We start from the raw sequence: 18,898 nt of genomic DNA, 5'->3' as shown, positions 1-18,898 counted from the left end.
CGGGTGCGGGGTCATCCCCATGGACGGCAAGCACAAGGAGTCGGCGCCGGCCTCGCGGATCAGGGCGGTCTGGAAGCGGACCGTTCCGCTCGGACTGGCCACCGCCGCCGCCGTGACGGTCGGCGCGGGCCTGGACGTGGTGCACCGCCACCAGCGCGCCGGCGAGGAGCAGCACGACGCCCAGCCGGCGGCCAAGCAGGAGCGGACCGAGCCGCGCTACGTCGTCGGCGTCCGCGGCACGGGGGCCGCCCTCGTCGTCCGCGACGTCCGCACCGGGCACGACGTCGGGCTGCCCGTGGCCGCGCCGCAGGGGCGCCGTTTCCAGCGGGTCGCGGCGAAGGGCGACGGCTCGTACGTCGTCGCGTCCTACGGCGCCCGGAAGGTCACCTTCCAGCACCTGCTCCTCGACAAGCAGGGGCGGCCGAAGGAGCTGACCGAGATCCCCGAGGCGACCGTCCCCGGCGTCTCCACCTCCTGGTCCGACCTGGCGGTGAGCGCCGACGGCGACCGGATCGCCTACGTGACGTACAAGGGCACCGCCGGACGGGTCGAGGTCCTGTCGCTGAAGACCGGGACGCGCAAGACCTGGACGGCCAGATCGCCCGCCCGGATCGGCAGCCTGTCCTGGTCGGGCGGCACGCTCTGCCTGGTGTGGAGCCCGCTGCGCACGACGGCCGGCCGGACGACCGTGCCCCGGCACCAGGTGCGCGCGCTCAACACCGCGGGCCCGTCCGGCGACCTCAAGGCGAGCAGGCCCGTCCTCATGCTGCCGAAGGGCGCCGGTGCGGCGTTCATGAGCCGGGACGGCCGCACCATCGTCGCCGGTGCGCAGCAGGACACGCAGCTCACCTTGCAGGCGTACTCCGTCCAGACCGGGAAGCCGACCAAGGTGCTGTGGCGGCAGAAGGTCGGCGGCGACCTGTCCAGGCTCGACCCCGACCACACCGGACGGCACGTGCTCGCCTCGGTGAGCGACGGCCGGATCTACGCCCAGGGGACCGGCACGCTGCCCGCCGCCGACCTCACCGACGCCGCGTGGTGAGCACGCCGCGCGCGGCGACATTCCGGACGACATAGGGTTGGTCCCACGGAACCGGGCGAACGGAGCAAAACCGTGGGCATGGTGATGGCAGTCAGCTTCACCCGTTACGGCCGGCTCTACTATCTCGATCCCGGTTCGCACACTCCCCGGGTCGGCGACAAGGTCCTGGTCCCGACCGACTCCGGCGCCGAGGTGGCCGAGTGCGTGTGGGCGCCGCAGTGGGTCTCCGACGACATCGGCGGCCTGCCCGAGTGCGCCGGGCCCGCCACCGACGAGGACCTCGCCCGCGACGAGGGCAACCGGCGCCGCCGCGCCGAGGGGCGGAGCGTCGCCAAGCGGCTGATCCGCAAGCACGAGCTGCCGATGAAGGTCATCGGGGTCGACTTCCTCGACCGCGACAACATCTTCAAGATCTACTTCTCCGCGCCGCACCGGGTCGACTTCCGCGCGCTGGTCCGCGACCTCGCCCGCAACATCAAGGCCCGGGTCGAGCTGCGGCAGGTCGGCCCGCGCGACGAGGCCCGCCTCCAGGGCGGCATCGGCCCCTGCGGGCGCGACCTGTGCTGCGCCACGTTCCTCAAGGACTTCGAGCCCGTCTCGGTGCGGATGGCCAAGGAGCAGGACCTCCCGGTCAACCCGCTGCGCATCGCCGGTGCCTGCGGCCGGCTCATGTGCTGCCTGAAGTACGAGCACCCGCTGTACGTCAAGGCGCACGAGCGCATGCCCGCGCTCGGCGAGCGCGTCGAGACCCCCAGCGGCCCCGGCCAGGTGGTGGGGCGCAACGTGCCGTCCGACACGGTGTCGGTGCGGCTGAGCAGCGGTGGGCGCTGCGCCTGCCCGTCCGCCTCGGTGTGCTCGCCCCGCCGGCAGCACGAGGCCGTGTACGGCGACAAGGAGCCCGACACCGGGGCGTCCGATGGTGCTGCGGCCGGGGGCGGGGAGTCGGGCGAGGGGTCCGGTGGTGAGCCTTCCGGGGGCGAGTCGTCTCCGTCCTGAACGTGCCATAGTCGGCCACGCACGGTGGTCAAAGGGTGACGGATATGCCTACCGTTGGTTCGTCAGCCCCGGCAGCGGGGTTCCGGCGGAACGGGGAGCACATGGACTGGGTCAGGACCGGAGCGGTGTCCGCGGTGGTGGTCGGCGCCGCCCTCCTCACCGCGCCGAGCGCCGCCGGCGCGGTGGCGGTGGAGGCGTCGTGCGCCAAGGGCGATGTCTGCGTGTGGAGCGGCAAGGCCGGCCAGGGGACGCGCTGCCACTGGCGCGGGAACGACCCCGACTGGCGGGGCGGCGCCGTCCGGTGCGGCATCAAGGTCAGGTCGATCTGGAACAACGGCCGGACGAACGACCCCTACAACAAGGTCAGGTTCTACCGGCAGAAGGACTACCAGAGCCAGATCTCCGACCCGGTGCCCGTCACGGCCAAGCCGATCACCGCCGGCGGCCTCACGATCCGTTCGCACCGCTGGACCAGGTAGGCGGACGGCGCGGCGCGCGCCAGGCGGGCGCGATTTCGCGGTCGAGGTGACCGCCCGGTCGAGGTGACCGCGCGGCGGAGGTGACCGCGCGGCGGCGGATGCGGCCGAACCGTCCGGCCTCGCCGCCGTGGCGGCTGGCGGGGCCGGACGCGGCGGCGGTCCGTCGCGGTGGTCAGCGGCGCGGGCGGGGACGGGTGGGACGGCGGGCTCCGCCCCCGCCGCGCCGCCGGTGCCGGGCCCGCGGTACGCGTCCCGTGCACGTGGTCGGGCCGATGGGCGGCGCGGGCGCCTCACGGGGCGCGGCGGCCCGCTGGTACATGGACGGGTCGTCGCGCAGGATCGCCTCGTGTAGCTCCCTCAGCCCGCGGCCGGGTTCCAGCCCCAGCTCGTCGGCGATGATCCGGCGGCCGTCCCGGTAGACGGCGAGGGCCTCGCTCTGCCGTCCGGCCCTGACCAGCGCCATCATCAGCAGCGCGCGCAGCCGCTCGCGAAACGGATGCTCGGAGACCGGCCCCATCAGCTCGCCGACCAGCTCGTGGTGCCGGCCGAGCGCGAGGTCGACCTGGGCCGCCTCCTCGATCACGGTGAGCCGCAGCTCCTCCCAGCGCAGCGCGCCGGCGGTGATCACCGAGCGGTCCAGCCCGGCGAGGACCGGCCCCTCCCAGAGGCCGAGGGCGGTGCGGAACCGCGCGGACGCCTCCTCTCCGCGCCCTTCTCGCAGGGCCGTGCGGGCGGCCGTGACATGCCGCTCGGCCGACAGGGCGTCGATGCCCGCGACCGCGGTCTGGAGCCGGTAGCCCGGCCGCACCGTCTCGATCACGCCCGGCGCGCAGCCCGCCTGCTTGAACGTGCGCCGCAGGTGCGAGACGGCGATGGCGATCTGGGTGCGGGCCGAGACGGGCGGCCCGTCGTCCCAGACCGCGGCGACGAGCCGGTCGGTCGGTATCACCCGGTCGGGTTCCAGCAGGAGTGCCGCCAGGACGAGCTGGGGGCGTTGCCCACCGATATCGATGGCATGCCGCTGGACGCTGGTCTGTAGGGGACCCAAAATCTGGAAGCTCACGCGGTCCGTCACCCGATCCGTCACCCTTTCTGCGGCGGGTCTGCATTCGACGTTCGCGGGGCTGCGACACCGGGGGACCGGCGTCTCGTTGTGTCCCGCACGAAGTTAGACACCGATCCGGCTGCGGTGTTCACGAATGCGGGTTCAAGGACCGTTCGGATCCGTTCTGAACTTTGAACGCCCAGGTGACAGGCTTGCGAGTGGCAGGGCCGCAAACGAGGCCCGATGTGCGAGCCGATACCGGCTGTGCAGCGCGATACCGGCGGGTATCAGAGTTGGCCGCACTCCCGGGCCACCCGCGAGTCCGGGTGCCGGCCGACGTGCAGCTCGTACGCGGGCACGTATCCCCACGAGTTCAGGTCGGGCCGGGCGGTCTCCGTGTCGCCCTGGGTGTAGTACCAGATGTCGTTGCCGCCGGAGTGCGGCCGGCCGTGCGTCCAGCAGATGAACCAGCTCGGGTCGGTCTTCAGCACGCCGATCCTCATCGCGTCGGCGCGCGGCTCCGCGTACACGTCGGCGTTCGGCCGGTTGGGGCACTGGTACAGATGCGGCCAGGTCCGCTTCGTCCGCGAGTCCGCGACGTTACCCCTGATGAACTGGCAGCTGGTCGCCGGGTCGGACCGGTCCCCGCCCGGAACGACGAGGAACGCCACCACGGCCGCGGTGACGGCCGCCGTCACGATAGCGATCGTGAGCAGCGCGAGGCGGCGGGCACGCCCGTCGAACGGCGCGGAAGAGGCCGGGGGTGCGGGCGGCGTGGGCGACACGGGTGGCTTGGACACGGTGGTCGTGGCGGACGAGGTCTGCTGCGGTGTCGTGTCCGAGTCGTCCGCGTACTCGGTGTCGGACGCGTCGTTGTCGTGAGCCTCCGCAGACGGGGCGCGGGTCGCGGTGCCGGACGGCGTGCTGCCGGACGATGCATCACGCGAGGCGTCCGACGAGACGTCGTGCGACGCTCCCGACGGTGCGTTCACGACGGGTGCGGGTGCGGGTGCGGGGGCCGGGGCGGGTGGCGCTGCCGCCGTGGATGGTGGGACGGGCCGGGGCTCGTTGAGGTGTTTCCAGTGGGCCCGCCAGCGTGCCATTTCGGATTCGGCGTCCGGCCATTCCTGATAGCCCAGGCAGGCCGAGACGAAACGGGCGGTGGCGGTTTCCGGAGGCCGGGTCAGCGGATTCTTGCCGATGAGCGTCGAGATGGCGGCAGGGGAGAGCCCGGCGTTCCTGCCGCACAGCGCACGGTACTTCGGCGCTCCGCACCAGTCGTACAGTTCGCGCAGGCGGGCGGTGAACTCGGCCCAGGAGGCCGCTTCCTGTGGGGACGGAGGAGGGGTGGACACGTGCACGCTCCAGTGGGCGAGGGGTTCGTTCATTGTGACGGCAGGCGAAGGCGGCCTCCTACCCGGAATCGGGCGTCGATAAGGGATCGATAACGCCCCGGCCTATCGTCTGGACGGGGTCGGACGTTCGGCAGGATTGAACGGGGAGAGAGATGCAGAGAACTCGTACCGTACTCGCCGGCACGGTGGCCGCAACGGTCTCGGCCGCCGTCGTGGCGTCCGTCGCCGCACCGGCCCCGGCGGGCGCCGCGCTGGTCTCGCCGACCGCGGCGACCGCGGCGACCGCGGCGGTCTCGCCGGTCTCGGCGGGCGAGGATCCCTATCCCGACAGGCCGGACTTCCGGCTCCCGTTCGGCTGCGACGTGAAGGTCCTCGCGCAGACCTACGAGGGGCACGACACGACCGGCAAGAAGATCGACATGTACCGGTACGGGATGACGACGGGCAGCCCGATCCGCGCGTCCGCCGACGGCGTGGTGCACGAGCTCTTCGCCCCCGGTGGCCTGGAGGTCAGGCATGGCGAGGGGTGGTTCACCACCTACATGCACATGACCCGGCGGGTGAAGGCGGGCACGAAGGTCAAGCGGCACCAGGTCATCGGCTACATGAGCGACGTCGGCGCCGAGGGCCGCCCGCACCTGCACTACGAACAGCTCTACAACCCCGGGCACGACGACGCCGACAACGAGGACATGGTCAACGCGATCATCCAGGGCCGGGGCCCGATCAACATGCTCGACGAGACGCCGATCGAGAACTGGACGAGCACCAACTGCGTCTGACGACGCACTTGCGCGCCGCCGGCGGGGGCCGGTCGGGCGCGCACCTCCAACGGCGGTGTGCGGGCTGTGTAGGGGCAGCCCGCGCACCGCACATTTGCGGCCGGGTGCGGCCGGATTCGGACGCAGGGCCGTACGCCCTACGCGGCCACGGACTTCTGCGCACGGTGGCCGCGCCCGGGGCCTCGTGCCGCACCGCCTCGACCCGGCCGCGCCGTTCGCCCGCGGTCCACAGCGGGTTGGCCAGGGAGAGGTAGAACCCTCAGAACTTGGTCTTGGGCCGCTCCTGCCGTACGCCGTCCACGAAGACGTCGACCTTCTCGTCGTAGAAGCAGACGAGCCCGGTGACCTGCCGGCTCTCCTCCAGCGGCGCGCTGTAGGACCACGCCAGATCCTGGTGCACCCGGCCGCCCGCCCGGATCGACCAGTACTCCGCCCGGCCCTTGTAGGGGCACCCGGTCACGGTGTCGCTCGGCTCCAGCAGGTCCATCCGGACGTGCGTCTTCGGCAGGTAGTAGCGGACCGGCAGCCCCGTCTCGAACAGCAGGCGCGGGCTGCTCGACTCCGCCACCGTCACCCCCTCCACCTCGATCCGGACGTTCCGCGAGCTGGCCAGGATGTCGATCCGCGCGTACGGGCTCCGCGGGTGGACGAACACCTCCTCGTCCTCCTCGAACCACGCGTCCATCGCGTCCCAGTCGATCCGGACGAGGCCGCGCAGCTCCTCGACCGGCGAGTCCTCGTACCGGACGGCCGCGCCCGGGGCCGTGGCGCCGTCCACCTTCACCGTGTGGACGGACGCGTCGCCCCGGGCCGGCGAATGCTCGCCCGGCCCGTCCGGCACGAGGTCCGCCCGCACGTCGGCCACCGGGAAGTAGTAGGTGGGGTAGTAGGGGATCTCCCAGACGAGCGACGGCCGAACCGTGTCGGCCACCAGCCGGCCGCCCAGATACGCCCGCACCCGCTTGGCGCTCTGCTCGATCTTCACGTGCGTCCGCTGTGCTGCATTGTCCTGTTGTGGGCCCATGTCCGGGGAAACACCCCCCTCGCCGGACCTATTTCAGGCCCGAGGGACGTCGGGCCGCCGCGCCCTCCCGCTCTCTCATGGAAATCTCAGACTCGGCTCAGGAGAGGTCAAGACGGGTCCACCAGCCTCTCCTCATGAACCGGCCGTCCCCACGTCGCTCTCTGCTGGTCAACGGCACGCTCGGCGTGCTGCTCGCCGCCGGTGCGGGTCTCGGGTACCTCACTCTCGCGGGCGGCGGCGACGATGCCGCCGCGGCCACCCGGACCGCCCAGGTCGCGCGCGGCACCGTGGTCTCCTCCGTGTCGGCCTCCGGCTCGGTGGCGAGCCGCCGCAGCCGGTCGCTCTCGTTCGACGCCTCCGGCACCGTCGCCAAGATCTACGTCAAGGCCGGTGAAAAGGTCTCCGCGGGCGAGTCGCTGGCGCGGCTGGACCAGACCGAGGCGCTGGAGGAGCTCACGGCGGCCAAGGCGAACCTGGCCGTCGCGGCGCAGAAGGACACCTCCACCGATCAGGGATACGCCGAGTACGTCAAGGTGAAGAACTCCTACAACGCCGCCGTCCGTAAGGTCTCCGGGACGGTGCTCAAAGCGCCGTTCTCCGCGACCGTGACCAGCGTCAACGGGACGGTCGGCGGCTCGTCGAGCGGTTCGGGGTCGTCGCCGTCCGGGACGTCCGCGTCCGGGGCGTCCGGCTCGGGAGGGGCGGGGGTCTCCGGGGCGTCGGGCTCCTCCTCGTCCTCGTCGTCGTCCGGATCGGGCTTCATCGAACTCGCCGACACCGGCCGGCTCCAGGTCGAGGGGCAGTTCACCGAGGCCGACACCACCCGGCTCAAGGTCGGCCAGTCCGCCTCGGTGACCTTCGACGCGCTCACCGGCAAGACCGCCACCGGCACGATCACCGGCATCGGCGCCACCCCGACGACCACCGACAACGTGGTGAAGTTCGCCGCGCAGATCGGCCTCACCGGCGTCCCGTCCGGCGTCCGGATCGGCCAGACCGCCACCGTGGAGATCACCGTGGCGAAGGCGTCCGACGTGCTCTACGTGCCCACCGCCGCCGTCCGCACCGCGGGCGGGCAGAGCACGGTCACCGTCGTCCGCGCGGGCGAGCGGCAGCAGGTCCAGGTGGAGACCGGCGTCAAGGGCGACCAGGGCACCGAGATCAAATCCGGGGTCCAGGAGGGCGACCAGATCGCGCTCACGACCACGACGGGCTCCGGCACCAAGACGGGCGGCACCAAGACGGGCGGTACCAGGACGGGCGGCGGCATGCCCGGCGGTGGCGGCGGTATGCCGGGCGGTGGGATGCCCGGCGGCGGCGGCCCCGGCGGAGGCCGACGATGACCTCACCGCCGGTCCTCGATATCCGTGCGGTGACCAAGGTCTACGGCGAAGGTGACACCGCCGTGCACGCGCTGCGCGGCATCACCCTCACCGTGGAGCGCGGCGACTACGTGGCGATCATGGGGGCGTCCGGCTCCGGCAAGTCCACGCTGATGAACATCATCGGCTGCCTGGACGTCCCGAGCGCCGGTCACTACCTCCTGGACGGCACCGACGTCCGCGGCCTGGACGAGCGCCGCCTGGCGATCCTGCGCAACCGCCGCATCGGGTTCGTCTTCCAGTCGTTCAATCTGATCCCCCGGATGAGCGCGCAGGCCAACGTGGAACTGCCGCTCGCCTACGGCGGGGTGCGCGGCGCCGACCGGCGCCGCCGCGCGCTCGCCGCGCTGGGCGAGGTGGGCCTCGCCGACCGGACCCGGCACGAGCCGAACGAGCTGTCCGGAGGACAGCAGCAGCGGGTCGCCGTGGCCCGCGCGCTGGTCACCGCCCCGACGCTGCTGCTGGCCGACGAGCCGACCGGCGCCCTGGACAGCGCGTCCACCGCCGACATGCTGGGCCTGTTCGACCGCCTCAGCCGCAGCGGCCGGAGCATCGTCCTGATCACCCACGAGGACGACGTCGCCGCGCACGCCCAGCGCCTGGTCCGGCTCGTGGACGGCCGCGTCGTCGAGGACCGCAGGCGGACCACGGGCGCGCGGCACCGGATGCCAAAGGGCGCCCGGTGAGCGCGCTGGAGGTGCTCCGGTTCGCGCTGCGCGGGCTGATGGCCAACAAACTGCGCAGCTCCCTCACCACGCTCGGCGTCCTCATCGGCGTCGGCGCGGTGATCCTCCTCGTCGCCGTCGGCAACGGCTCCTCGGAACAGATCAAGAAGAGCATCCAGCGGCTCGGCGCCGACTCGCTGACCGTCACCCAGTCGACGACCGGCGCCGGACGCCCCGGCACGCCGGGCGGCAGGTCCGGCGGCCAGAGCGAGCAGAGCTCCGGGCCGCGCACGCAGGCCCACGACCTCACCGCCCAGGACGCCGCCGCGCTCGTGGACCCGGTCAACGCCCCCTCGGTCGAGACCGCCTCACCGGTGGTGACGTCACCGTCGGTGACCGCCGGCTATGCGGGGACGAGCGCCACGATCGACCAGTTCGTCGGCACCACCCCGTCCTACTTCGCCGCCGCGAACAAGACCGTGGCCTCCGGTTCGGCCTTCACCGGCGACGACGTGACCGCCGCGGGCAAGACCGTGGTCATCGGCAGCTCCCTCGCCGAGGACCTGTTCGGCCGGGTGGACCCGCTCGGCAAGCGCATCGACGTGGACGGGATCCGCTTCACCGTCACCGGCGTGCTCAAGGAGTCGGGCTCGTCCTCGTCGAGCTTCACCGACCCCGACAGCATCGCGATCGCGCCCCTGACCGCCGTCCAGCAGAGCCTGACCGGGTACGGCGGCCTCGACCAGGTCATCGTCCAAGCCAAGGACAGCGGTGCGGTGGACGCCGCCGAGGCCGAGATCACCGAGATCCTCAACGGACGGCACGACGTCGCCTTCTCCGGCGCCGCCGACTTCTCGGTCTCCAGCCAGGCCGGCATTCAGTCGGCGGTCGGCGAGTCCAGCCGCACCTTCACCGTCCTGCTCGGCGCGGTGGCCGCGATCAGCCTGCTCGTCGGCGGCATCGGCATCACCAACATCATGCTCGTCACCGTCACCGAGCGGACCAGGGAGATCGGCATCCGCAAGGCCATCGGCGCCCCCCGCGGCGCCATCCTCGGCCAGTTCATGGCCGAGGCCACCGTCCTCAGCCTGCTCGGCGGCCTGCTCGGCGTCGCCGCCGGGGTGATCGGCAGCCGCTTCACCATCGTCGGCGTCAGACCCGTCCTGGTGCCGTCGTCGATCGCCCTCGCGCTGGGCGTCTCGATCGCCATCGGCCTGTTCTTCGGCAGCTACCCGGCGAACCGCGCGGCCAAGCTGCGCCCCATCGAGGCGCTCCGGCATGAGTGAGAAGGAGCCCCGCGTGACCGCCCCCCACCCCACCGCCTCAGGCCGCGTCGGCTCATCGCCGCCCGACGAGCCTGGTCCAGGCTCCACCTCCGATGCGGCCGATCTCCTGGCTACCTCACCCTTCGAGGGGGACCTCGATGCCGAGCTGGCGGCGCCGCCCCGGCAACGGGTGTTGCCCGGCCCGACGCTCTACCTCGTCGCAGGGCTCATCCTGGTCGCCGGATTCATCGGCGGAGTACAGGCGCAGAAGTGGAGATCCGACGGTGGCGGTTCCGAGCCCAGGTCCGGCGCCCCCGGCGGCATGACCGCTGCCGGCGGCTACGGCCGTGCGGGCGGCTACGGCGGAGTCCCCGGAGGCGGCGCCGCCCCAGAAGGCGGAGCCATGCCCGGAGGCGGAGGAGCACCCGGAGGCGGAGGAGCATCCGGAGGCGGGGCATCCGGAGGTGGGGGAGGATCTGGGGGCGGAGGAATGCCGGGCGCGGGGGGCGCACCTGACAACGGCGCCGCCGGCGCCGGCGGCGGGATGACGGTCGGGACCATCACCAGGATCGAGGGAAACACGGTCTACCTCCGTACCTCGTCGGGCCAGACCGTCATGGTCAAGACCAGCGGCTCCACCAAGATCCGCGTCACCAAGGCGGGCACGGTGAAGGACCTCTCCTCGGGAGCGGGCCTCGTCGTGAGCGGGACCACGGCCGAGGACGGCTCCGTCATCGCGACCGCCATCGGCGAGGGCACCCGGCCCGGCCGCGGAAACTGATCAGGAAGGGCGAGCCGATGAGGGTTTCCACACGCGCAGGCCGCGCGCTGAGCGGTGCCGGCATCGTGGGGGCGCTGCTGTGCTGCGCGGCATGCGGGAACGCGGGCGACACGGCCAAGGCCGCGCGATCCGCTCCGGCGGACCCGATGGCGGCCTTCCAAGCGTGCATGGAGAAACAGGGCGTGAAGATGCCCGAGCGCGGCAGTCGCGGCGCCACCCCGCCCAGCGGAGCACCCTCGGCCCGCCCCAGCGGACCGCCTTCGGCCCGCCCCAGTGGCGCGCCGTCCGGCCGTCCCAGCGGAGCACCGACGGACCGCGCCAGCGGAGCGCCTTCGGATCGTCCCAGTGGTGCGCCGTCCGGCCCCCCGAGCGGCCGGCCGTCCCGGTCGGCGGCCGAGCAGAAGGCGATGACGGCGTGCTCGTCGCTGGCTCCGCAACGAGGACAGGGCGGCCCAGGTAGCGGCCCGCCCGGCGAGAGGCCGAGCGGTCAGCCGAGCGGCGGTGCGTCCACCGGCTCCTGATCCGTCCAGAGACCGGGCGGTCCCCACAGCCGCCCATACGCGCGTGACGCAAGCCCCCTTGCCAACCCACGCGCGCAACCTCACCCACCCATCCCATCGCCCGCCCGCCGCGCTGCCGATCGTGCACCTGCCGGGGACTCATGTCCGAGAGTGCGTTGGTGGGGAGGTGAGGCGGGCGAGGTGCCGCCCACCTCACCCTCGGCGTTCGTCGCTGGACGGCGGTGCGGCAGGGACCCGCGGGGGGACGGCTATGCGGTCGGCGCTTCGGCCGCGGGCTTGCGGCGCGAGAGGGTCAGGACGGGGACCAGTGCCAGCAACATGATCGCGGCGGCCCATCCGAACGTGTGCGTGAACGCGGTGGTCAGCAGGGTCGGTGCGGTGTGGTCTGCGGCGGCCTCCTTCAGATTGCCGCTCGCCCCCGGGATCTCGGCGCGGATCGCCAGTTGCAGAACGACGGCCAGCGCGGCCGTGCCGAACGAGCTGCCGACCCGGATCAGGATGTTGGCGCCGGTGGTCGCCGCCGGCATCGAGGTGCGGGGGAGGCCCTGGTAGCTCGCGGCCATCAGGGACGGGGCGACCAAGCCGTGCCCGATGCCGATGACCAGGGTCGCTCCCATGAGCACGAGGCGTCCGGTCGACGCCTCGACGAAGCTGAGCAGGACCGTGCCGGCGAGCACGATCGCGATGCCCCCGGCAGCGACCCAGCGGGCGCCGTACCGGTCGGTCAGCCGTCCTGCGAGCAGCATCGTGACCATGGCGCCGAGCCCCAGCGGGGCCAGCAGCCAGCCGGACTCCAGCGCCGAATCGCCCCGGACGATCCCGGCGAACAGCGGGATGAGGATCATCAACCCGAACAGGGACGCGCTGTAGAGGAAGAACCCGCCGGTCGCGGTGGTGAACGACCGGGTGCGCAGCAGCCGCAGGTCGATCAGCGCGTCGGAACCCTTGCGCAGTGCGTGGACGACGAAGGCGGCCACCAGCACCGCGCCGCCGACGGCGCTGACCAGGAAGCGGGGGCCGGACAGGTCGGCGCCGTTCCCGGCCTCCGACAGTCCGTACACCATGGCGGCGACGCCCGGTGAGAGCAGCACCATGCCGACGACGTCCAGGCGGGCGGAGGAGTCGCGCTCGGTGTCGCGCGGCAGCAACCGGACGGCGGTCAGCAGGGCCACCGCGCAGAACGGGATGTTGACGTAGAACAGCCAGCGCCAGCTCAGGTTGTCGACGATCACTCCGCCCAGCAGTGGGCCGAGCACCGGCGCGAGCATCGCGGGGACCGAGACGATGCTCATCACGCGGCCCATCCGGTCGGGGCCGGCCGCGCGGGCCAGCATGGTCTGCCCGACCGGCATCAGCATGCCGCCGCCGAGCCCCTGGAGCGCGCGGAACGCGATCAGCGAGGGCACCGACCAGGCGAGCCCGCACAGTAGGGAGCCCGCGATGAACAGGCAGAGCGACGTCAGCCACATCGTGCGGGAGCCGAACCGCCGCACCGACCAGCCGGTCAGGGGGATCGCCACGGACAGGGCGAGCGTGTAGCCGGTCACCACCCACTGGATGGTCGACAGCGAGGTGTCGAAGTCCTTTCCGAGGGTGTTGACCGCGACGTTCACGATCGTGGTGTCGAGGACGGTCATGATCGTGCCGAGGACGACGACGATCGCCAGGCGCTTCAGGTGCGGGTCGGTCCCAGCCCGGACGGCCGGGGCCTGGGTCTCTGCGGTGGTCATCAAGCCGCCTTCCGGATCAGTGAACGTACACCGTATCGGCATCACCGTACACCGTATCGCTTGATCCGTACAGTGTCTCGGTTCGGCGTACGCCGTATCGCCCACTCCGTACGCCGTATGGGTACGATCGGGATGTGCCTGGATCAGCGACCGGCGACCGTGGGGACCTGCCGGCGAGATACGACGTGTGGGAGCGCCCCCGCGGGGGTCGCCGTTCGAAGCTGTCGCGGGAGGCGATCGTCGCCGCCGCGATCAAGCTCGCCGACGCCGAGGGGATGGCGGCGGTGTCCATCCGCCGCGTGGCCGGTGAACTGGGCGTCCGCGCGATGAGCCTTTACGGGCATATCGACCGCAAGGAGGATCTGCTCGACCTCATGTACGACGAGGTCGCGGCCGACGTCCTGATCGAGGGGGAGTTGCCGTCCGACTGGCGCGAGGCGTTCCTCCAGATCACCCGCAGGGAGCGCGCGACCGGCCTGGAGCACCCGTGGATGTTCCAGCTCGCCGGACGTTCGTCCAGGATCGGCCCGAACGGGCTGCGGCACGCCGACCAGTCGCTGCGGGCCGCGTCCAAGCTCACCGACGACCCGCGCAGCCAGATGGAGATCGTCATCACCATCGACCACTACATGCTCGGCGTCATGACCCAAGAGCAGCGGATCCGGGAGAGGGGCGTGCACGACCTGAAGGTCGTCGAACACAGCCTGCTGGAGCAGTCCTACGTCCGGGACCTTCTGGCGGGCGGCGAGTTCCCCTACCTCAGATCGGTCGTCGAGACCGGCGTCTACGGTGAGGACGACTTCGAGAAGGGGCTCAACTGGCTGCTGGACGGCATCGAGCGCGAGCACGCCGGAAGCTGAAGGCGCTGGCCCCGCACCCCGATGGGGACATAGCGTAGGCGCGGGCATACAGACAGCTACGACGAGATGGGGCCAAGTGCGGGCAGCGAGGTTCATCAGCGCGGTCGGGGCGCTCACATTGGCGGCGGCGTGCAGCGGCGGCGGTGGTGGCGGCAGTCGTACGCAGCAGCAGGCGGCCTCGTCCGACGCCAAATCCGGGATGGACGCCTTCTACCAGCAGAAGCCGACCTGGAAGGACTGCGGCGACGGATTCCAGTGCACGGCCGTCGAAGTCCCCCTCGACTACGCCAAACCGAACGGCTCCAGGCTCAAGCTGTCCCTCATCAGGCTGCCCGCGAGCGACCCCTCCAAGCGGGTCGGCTCCCTGTTCACCAACCCCGGCGGGCCTGGCGGTTCGGGCGTGGGGTTCGCCCGCAGCGTGGCCCGTACGTTCGGCGCCGACCTGCGCCGGCGCTTCGACATCGTCGGGTTCGACCCCCGCGGTGTCGGCGCCAGCGCCCCCGTCCGCTGCATGACCGGCCCCCAGCTCGACGCCTTCTTCGGCGCGGACTCGTCGCCCGACGACAAGAGGGAGGTCGACGCGTTCGCCGCGGAGAGCAAGGCGTACGCGCAGGCCTGCCAGGCGAAGGCCGCGCAGATGCTCCCGCACATGGGCACCGTCGACGCGTCCCACGACATCGACGTCCTCCGCGCCGCCGTGGGCGACCGGAAGCTCACCTACTACGGCGCCTCCTACGGCACCTACCTGGGCGCGCTCTACGCCGAGCAGTTCCCGAAGAACGTCCGCGCCCTGGTCCTCGACGGCGCGCTCGACCCCAAGGAGTCCTCGACCGGAACCCTGGTCGAGCAGTCGAAGGGCTTCGAGACCGCCTTCCGCGCGTTCGTCGCCGACTGCGTCAAGAGGACCTGCCCGCTCGGCACCACGGCCGGCGCCGCGAAGGCCAAGGTCGCCGACCTTCTCCGCAAGACGGACGAGACCCCCCTCACCAACACCCTCGACACCCGGAAGATCAACGAATCCTGGGTCACGATGGGCATCGCCACGGCCCTCTACGCCAAGGAGTCCTGGCCCGTCCTGCGGCAGGCGCTGGCCCAGGCCGTCCAGAACGGCGACGGCACCCTCCTCCTGCGCCTGGCCGACCAGATGGTCGAACGCGGGCCTGACGGCACCTACAGCAACCAGACCGACGCCAACATGGCGGTGAACTGCGTCGACAAGCCCAATCCGCCCGACGCCGCCACCTACGGCACGTCCGCCGACGAGGCCAAGAGGAGCTCGCCGCTCTTCGGCCCGTTCGTCGTCTGGGGCGGCCTCCCCTGCGTCTACTGGCCCGTCCAGACCAAGCGGCGGCCCGAGCCCGTCACGGCCAAGGGCGCCGCGCCCATCCTGGTGATCGGCACCCTCCGCGACCCCGCCACGCCGTACAAGTGGGCCGAGAGCCTCGCCTCCCAGCTCGACTCCGGCGTCCTGCTCAGCCTGGACGGCGACGGCCACACGGCCTACCTCCAGGGCAACACCTGCATCACCCGGGCCACCGACCGCTACCTGACCACGGCCGAGCCGCCCAAGAACGGCACCCTCTGCCACTGATGCACGCACTGCCGGGACCCGGTAGACTTCATCCCGCCGTGCCCCACGGCAGGCCGCCTTAGCTCAGTCGGTAGAGCGATTCACTCGTAATGAATAGGTCAACGGTTCGATTCCGTTAGGCGGCTCATAGTTTGACCAGGGCGTTCACCTAATCAGGTGGACGCCCTTGGTCGTCCCGGTTGCAGTTCGCGTTGCAGTTGCCGGGATCACGACCCCCAGAGCGCGCGTCCGATGCGCTGCATTCCGTCCTCGGCCATCGGGGTAGCGACGTGGGTGTACCGCTGCGTGAGCCGGATATCGGAGTGCCCCAAGATCTCCTGAACCGTGCGGACGTGAACGCCCTGCTCGATCAGCAGCGTCCCCGCGGTGTGCCGTCCGTCGTGCACCCGCGCGTCCCGCACCTCGGCCTCGGCGAGGATGTCCTTCCAGTCGTCCCAGTCACGTCGCGGGTCGATCGGCCGGCCGTTCGGCTGGCAGAACACGAGGTCGTGGTCTTCCCAGACGTTCGCCGCGGCGAGCCGCTCGGCCTTCTGCCGGGTGCGGTGCGCCTTCAGGATCGGGATCAGCTCCGGGGGGAGCGGCACCGTACGCCTGCTCTTGCCCTTGGGCTTCTTGAAGACCAGGCCGCCGCCGGCCCGCTTGGGGCAGGTGGAGGCGTGCCGGTCGCAGATCTTCGGGCACAGCCGCTCAGCCTCGGCAGTGACGCAGGTGTGCCGGCGCCCGGACTTCCGCGCCGCCTTGGCGCACTTCTTCGGGCACGGCCGCCGGTGCTTGCCCTCGGTGCACGCGGCCACGTCGTCGCACCCGTGCAGCCACTTCTGCCGGGAGATCTGCCACCAGACCTTGATCGCTCCGCCGTCAAGGTCGACGTACTTCCATCGCAAGCCGAGGGCCTCGCCCTGGCGCAGGCCGAGGGACAGACCCACCGACCAGCGAACGCCGTTGTGCCGGCCGTCCGCGGCGGCGAGGATGCGGCGGGCCTCGGCCTGGGTGAGCGGCTCGATTTCGCTGTCATTGGAGCCGGGCGCGTCGATGAGCTTGGCGACGTTTCGGCCGACCTTCTCTCGCCGCACGGCGATCTCGAGCGCGCGCGACAGGATCCGGTGCACTTTGAGGACGTGGCTCGGCTTCTTGTCGGCCGCGTACATCCGTGAGTACAGCTTGTCCAGGTGCTCGGGCTGCAGCCGGTCGAGCCGATGCTTCCCAAGGTGCGGGATGATCCAGTTCCGGGTGTCCGACCAGTACGACTGCAGGGTGTTCCGCGCGAGGTCACGCACAGCGATGTCGTCCAGGTAGGTGCGCATCCACGCTTCGACCGTGGGTGGCCGGCCCGGCTTGTCGACCTTCTGAGCGTCGCGCTTGCCTTCGAGTTCGCGGACCTTCTTCGTGACCTCGGGCTCGCTGTTGCCGACACGGTGGCGACGGTCCGGTGATCCGTCGTCCTTGACGCCCATGGTCACGTACCCGTGCCACTTGCCGTCGCGCTCGCTGAAGAAGATCGAGGATCTGCCGTTGGGCTTCCTGGTGCCGTCGCTGCGCTCGGTCATCCGGCTTTACCTCGTGTCCCTGGTGGTAGCTTCCCGCGGAGCCGAGCCTCACGGATCCAACCGCGCACCGTCGCGACAGGCACGTTCGAGTGGTCGGCGATCTCCTTCGCTGGCTTCGAGCTGGTTGCGGCGAAGATTCGGTAGTACATGGCGACCCGCGAGGAGAACTCTTCGGGATCGTCGCCTTTGCGTCTGACGAGTGGGACCAGCTCGGACAGGAATTGACCGCGCGACTGCGCATCGTCGAGTAGAGCCGGCAGGTTCTCGAGACGACTGATCGGGACGGCTCGCAACACGTCCGTCGTGATCTGTCCGCCGCCAAGGCAGAGTCCCGAGATCTTGGGGCGCCCCTCACTCTCTCCGTCGAACCGGACGTAGACGCGTAGGTCGGTGTGGATGCCGTCGACTGCCTGCCAATCCTCACCCAGGCTGTCCCAAAGGTCGTCTTTGCCGCGCTCGTACTTCGGCATGTGCCACGCGCCGCTGTTCGGTGTCCTCTGGGAATCGCTCACGTCCGCCAAGGTACAGCGCGGTGCGAAGTTGCTCAACCACCCCGCCAGGCTTCGTCATCAAGCTTGGCGAACTTGCGCGACACGTGGCGAACGTGCTACCCATGATGCATTGCGGTCAAGTCAGTCTCAGTTACGTGTCATCTGGGACGTGGTTGTGGAAGGTGCACCCCCATGGAGCGGGACGACGGGCGCAGACTCATCCCCTGGTGGCCGGATGCCGGGCGGGCATTGGGCATCGGGCGAACCAAGATCTACCAACTGATTCGAACCGGTGATCTGCCGAGCGTGACGATCGGCCGTCGTCGGCTCATCGCTGTACGAGACCTCGACGACTATGTCGAGGGGCGGCGGGCGGCGGGACAACAGGGTGGCGAGGCCGCCTAATGTCCCCTGACGTGGAGAACGGCGCGCCCCCCGCCAAGGATGCGCGCCACTCCAACGAACCAGTCACCACGACCAGCACCAGCGTAGTCCGGCGACGCCGTAGGCCGCCGAACGCGTTCGCGTCGCTGTTCGCCCCTGATGGCCGTCGGCAGCTGTGGATGCTCACCTACATCTGCCCGCACTGCAAGGCGGGGCATCGGGCTCTTGCCCGGTCCGAGGAGAACGCCCACGTTCTCCGTCCCCGCGGCGCGTGCGGCCGACTGGTGGTGATCCGCGTCGCCCGCACCTACCGCGGGCGGGAGGCTGCATGAGCAAGCGCATCTCCCCACCCGACGACGAAGACAGGCCGTTCGTCAGCCAGTGGAACACCCTTGTTCGGATCCTGCTGGTCGAGTCGTCGGTGAAACACATCGCGCGCGCCGCGATGGACTACGCCAACTACCATGACGGCGCCAGTTGCCACCCCAGCAACGAGCGGCTCGCTCGCGAGACCGGGTACAACGAACGGACCGTGCGGGATGCGTGGGCCGTCATGCGCGGCCTGGGCATGGCTCAGCGCGTCGCGTTCGGTGTCCCACACAAGGGCATCGCTGACGAGTACGAGCTGATGATCCCCCCGGGGTGGAAGGAACTGCCGATCCTTGGGCCGCGCGGACGCAAGTTCACCTGCCTGTACTGCGCCAAACTGTTCAACCCGCAGGGCAACTCCTCCGTGAACAGCGGCAAGGACGACAAGCCGGGATCAGACTCGATCCGCTTCGATGTCCGCAAGTTGTGCTTCTGCCCGACTCCCCGCAAGACCAAGGGGCGGGATGCGCCGGACTGCTTCGTGGAATGGGAGCGCCAGTGCTTGATCAACGAGCAGACATCTTGGTTCAAGCTCGGCAGCGACGTCTGGAAGTGCTTCCGGAAGGCCCGCTCCGATGACTGGTGACCG

Annotated in this window: 18 protein-coding genes and 1 tRNA gene; 13 read left to right on the top strand and 6 right to left on the bottom strand. The window is 71.0% G+C overall.

The genetic code is table 11. The annotated features are described in order from the left end of the window. The first annotated feature begins 19 nt into the window (after positions 1-19). From OHA34_RS21070 to OHA34_RS21060, 3 genes are all read left to right on the top strand, one after another. A complete protein-coding gene (locus OHA34_RS21070) occupies positions 20-1,042 on the top strand; it encodes a hypothetical protein (RefSeq protein ID WP_329518652.1) in 1,023 nt (340 codons plus the stop codon). 78 nt (positions 1,043-1,120) lie between these two features. After that, entirely contained in the window at positions 1,121-2,038 is a 918-nt protein-coding gene (locus OHA34_RS21065) for a PSP1 domain-containing protein (protein WP_285939999.1), read from the top strand. Positions 2,039-2,139: 101 nt separating this feature from the next. After that, positions 2,140-2,517 (top strand): peptidase inhibitor family I36 protein, encoded by a 378-nt coding sequence (locus OHA34_RS21060; RefSeq protein ID WP_285940000.1) that lies wholly within the window; start codon positions 2,140-2,142, stop codon positions 2,515-2,517. Positions 2,518-2,689: 172 nt separating this feature from the next. Here the strand turns inward: OHA34_RS21060 and OHA34_RS21055 are convergent, their stop codons facing one another. Further along, positions 2,690-3,592, bottom strand: coding sequence for an AfsR/SARP family transcriptional regulator (locus OHA34_RS21055; RefSeq protein WP_285940001.1), 903 nt, complete (start codon positions 3,590-3,592; stop codon positions 2,690-2,692). 257 nt (positions 3,593-3,849) lie between these two features. Further along, positions 3,850-4,950 carry a hypothetical protein gene (locus tag OHA34_RS21050; protein ID WP_329518651.1) on the bottom strand — a complete coding sequence of 367 codons (1,101 nt, stop codon included), beginning with the start codon at positions 4,948-4,950 and terminating at the stop codon, positions 3,850-3,852. A 119-nt stretch (positions 4,951-5,069) separates the two neighbouring features. Here OHA34_RS21050 and OHA34_RS21045 point away from each other — a divergent pair, with 119 nt between their 5' ends. Beyond that, on the top strand, positions 5,070-5,699 hold the full coding sequence (locus tag OHA34_RS21045; protein ID WP_329518650.1) for a M23 family metallopeptidase: 630 nt from the start codon (positions 5,070-5,072) through the stop codon (positions 5,697-5,699). Between the two features lie 259 nt (positions 5,700-5,958). Here the strand turns inward: OHA34_RS21045 and OHA34_RS21040 are convergent, their stop codons facing one another. After that, the gene (locus OHA34_RS21040) at positions 5,959-6,723 is read right to left on the bottom strand and encodes a DUF427 domain-containing protein (protein ID WP_285940004.1); all 765 of its coding nucleotides are present in this window, start codon (positions 6,721-6,723) and stop codon (positions 5,959-5,961) included. 134 nt (positions 6,724-6,857) lie between these two features. Here OHA34_RS21040 and OHA34_RS21035 point away from each other — a divergent pair, with 134 nt between their 5' ends. The 4 genes from OHA34_RS21035 to OHA34_RS21020 all read left to right on the top strand — a co-directional run bounded on the left by OHA34_RS21035 (position 6,858) and on the right by OHA34_RS21020 (position 10,816). Beyond that, the gene (locus OHA34_RS21035) at positions 6,858-8,066 is read left to right on the top strand and encodes an efflux RND transporter periplasmic adaptor subunit (protein ID WP_329518649.1); all 1,209 of its coding nucleotides are present in this window, start codon (positions 6,858-6,860) and stop codon (positions 8,064-8,066) included. Continuing rightward, the gene (locus tag OHA34_RS21030; RefSeq protein WP_329518648.1) at positions 8,063-8,791 is read left to right on the top strand and encodes an ABC transporter ATP-binding protein; all 729 of its coding nucleotides are present in this window, start codon (positions 8,063-8,065) and stop codon (positions 8,789-8,791) included. Before OHA34_RS21035 ends, OHA34_RS21030 begins: the two co-directional genes overlap by 4 nt. Continuing rightward, on the top strand, positions 8,788-10,056 hold the full coding sequence (locus OHA34_RS21025) for an ABC transporter permease (RefSeq protein ID WP_329518647.1): 1,269 nt from the start codon (positions 8,788-8,790) through the stop codon (positions 10,054-10,056). The genes OHA34_RS21030 and OHA34_RS21025 overlap by 4 nt, the downstream gene beginning before the upstream one ends. 469 nt (positions 10,057-10,525) lie before the next feature. After that, positions 10,526-10,816 (top strand): hypothetical protein, encoded by a 291-nt coding sequence (locus OHA34_RS21020; RefSeq protein WP_329518646.1) that lies wholly within the window; start codon positions 10,526-10,528, stop codon positions 10,814-10,816. A 769-nt stretch (positions 10,817-11,585) separates the two neighbouring features. Here the strand turns inward: OHA34_RS21020 and OHA34_RS21015 are convergent. Continuing rightward, complete coding sequence (locus tag OHA34_RS21015; RefSeq protein ID WP_329518645.1) at positions 11,586-13,067, bottom strand: MDR family MFS transporter; 1,482 nt, start codon at positions 13,065-13,067, stop codon at positions 11,586-11,588. Between the two features lie 134 nt (positions 13,068-13,201). Between OHA34_RS21015 and OHA34_RS21010 the strand changes: the two genes are divergently transcribed. The 3 genes from OHA34_RS21010 (at position 13,202) to OHA34_RS21000 (ending at position 15,643) form a co-directional block, all read left to right on the top strand. Beyond that, complete coding sequence (locus OHA34_RS21010; protein ID WP_285940010.1) at positions 13,202-13,927, top strand: TetR/AcrR family transcriptional regulator; 726 nt, start codon at positions 13,202-13,204, stop codon at positions 13,925-13,927. A gap of 76 nt (positions 13,928-14,003) precedes the next feature. After that, on the top strand, positions 14,004-15,518 hold the full coding sequence (locus tag OHA34_RS21005) for an alpha/beta hydrolase (RefSeq protein ID WP_285940011.1): 1,515 nt from the start codon (positions 14,004-14,006) through the stop codon (positions 15,516-15,518). A gap of 52 nt (positions 15,519-15,570) precedes the next feature. Next, positions 15,571-15,643 (top strand) — tRNA-Thr (locus OHA34_RS21000). Positions 15,644-15,724: 81 nt separating this feature from the next. Here OHA34_RS21000 and OHA34_RS20995 read toward each other — a convergent pair. After that, positions 15,725-17,065, bottom strand: coding sequence for a tyrosine-type recombinase/integrase (locus OHA34_RS20995; protein ID WP_329518644.1), 1,341 nt, complete (start codon positions 17,063-17,065; stop codon positions 15,725-15,727). Continuing rightward, positions 17,062-17,577 carry a hypothetical protein gene (locus OHA34_RS20990; protein WP_329518643.1) on the bottom strand — a complete coding sequence of 172 codons (516 nt, stop codon included), beginning with the start codon at positions 17,575-17,577 and terminating at the stop codon, positions 17,062-17,064. The genes OHA34_RS20995 and OHA34_RS20990 overlap by 4 nt, the downstream gene beginning before the upstream one ends. A gap of 171 nt (positions 17,578-17,748) precedes the next feature. On the opposite strand from OHA34_RS20990, the gene OHA34_RS20985 reads away from it, so the two are divergent. Next, positions 17,749-17,961, top strand: a complete 213-nt coding sequence (locus OHA34_RS20985) for a helix-turn-helix domain-containing protein (RefSeq protein WP_329518642.1) — start codon at positions 17,749-17,751, stop codon at positions 17,959-17,961. Between the two features lie 307 nt (positions 17,962-18,268). Next, positions 18,269-18,895 (top strand): helix-turn-helix domain-containing protein, encoded by a 627-nt coding sequence (locus tag OHA34_RS20980; protein ID WP_329518641.1) that lies wholly within the window; start codon positions 18,269-18,271, stop codon positions 18,893-18,895. Positions 18,896-18,898 lie beyond the last annotated feature (3 nt).

The sequence above is a fragment of the Spirillospora sp. NBC_01491 genome, from assembly GCF_036227065.1.
GTDB classification, from domain to species: Bacteria; Actinomycetota; Actinomycetes; order Streptosporangiales; family Streptosporangiaceae; genus Spirillospora; species Spirillospora xylanilytica.
Note: the sequence above shows the minus strand (reverse complement) of the source record. Positions and strands in the feature narration are given on the sequence as shown.

Bases quoted from the DNA above. Each gene is read 5' to 3' on its own strand.
- OHA34_RS21020 (WP_329518646.1), top strand. From the start codon at position 10,526: ATGCCGGGCGCGGGGGGCGCACCTGACAACGGCGCCGCCGGCGCCGGC.
- OHA34_RS21040 (WP_285940004.1), bottom strand. From the start codon at position 6,723: ATGGGCCCACAACAGGACAATGCAGCACAGCGGACGCACGTGAAGATC.
- OHA34_RS21035 (WP_329518649.1), top strand. From the start codon at position 6,858: ATGAACCGGCCGTCCCCACGTCGCTCTCTGCTGGTCAACGGCACGCTC.
- OHA34_RS21060 (WP_285940000.1), top strand. From the start codon at position 2,140: ATGGACTGGGTCAGGACCGGAGCGGTGTCCGCGGTGGTGGTCGGCGCC.
- OHA34_RS20980 (WP_329518641.1), top strand. From the start codon at position 18,269: ATGAGCAAGCGCATCTCCCCACCCGACGACGAAGACAGGCCGTTCGTC.
- OHA34_RS21065 (WP_285939999.1), top strand. From the start codon at position 1,121: ATGGTGATGGCAGTCAGCTTCACCCGTTACGGCCGGCTCTACTATCTC.
- OHA34_RS21015 (WP_329518645.1), bottom strand. From the start codon at position 13,067: ATGACCACCGCAGAGACCCAGGCCCCGGCCGTCCGGGCTGGGACCGAC.
- OHA34_RS20985 (WP_329518642.1), top strand. From the start codon at position 17,749: ATGGAGCGGGACGACGGGCGCAGACTCATCCCCTGGTGGCCGGATGCC.
- OHA34_RS21050 (WP_329518651.1), bottom strand. From the start codon at position 4,950: ATGAACGAACCCCTCGCCCACTGGAGCGTGCACGTGTCCACCCCTCCT.
- OHA34_RS21045 (WP_329518650.1), top strand. From the start codon at position 5,070: ATGCAGAGAACTCGTACCGTACTCGCCGGCACGGTGGCCGCAACGGTC.
- OHA34_RS21030 (WP_329518648.1), top strand. From the start codon at position 8,063: ATGACCTCACCGCCGGTCCTCGATATCCGTGCGGTGACCAAGGTCTAC.
- OHA34_RS21070 (WP_329518652.1), top strand. From the start codon at position 20: ATGGACGGCAAGCACAAGGAGTCGGCGCCGGCCTCGCGGATCAGGGCG.
- OHA34_RS20995 (WP_329518644.1), bottom strand. From the start codon at position 17,065: ATGACCGAGCGCAGCGACGGCACCAGGAAGCCCAACGGCAGATCCTCG.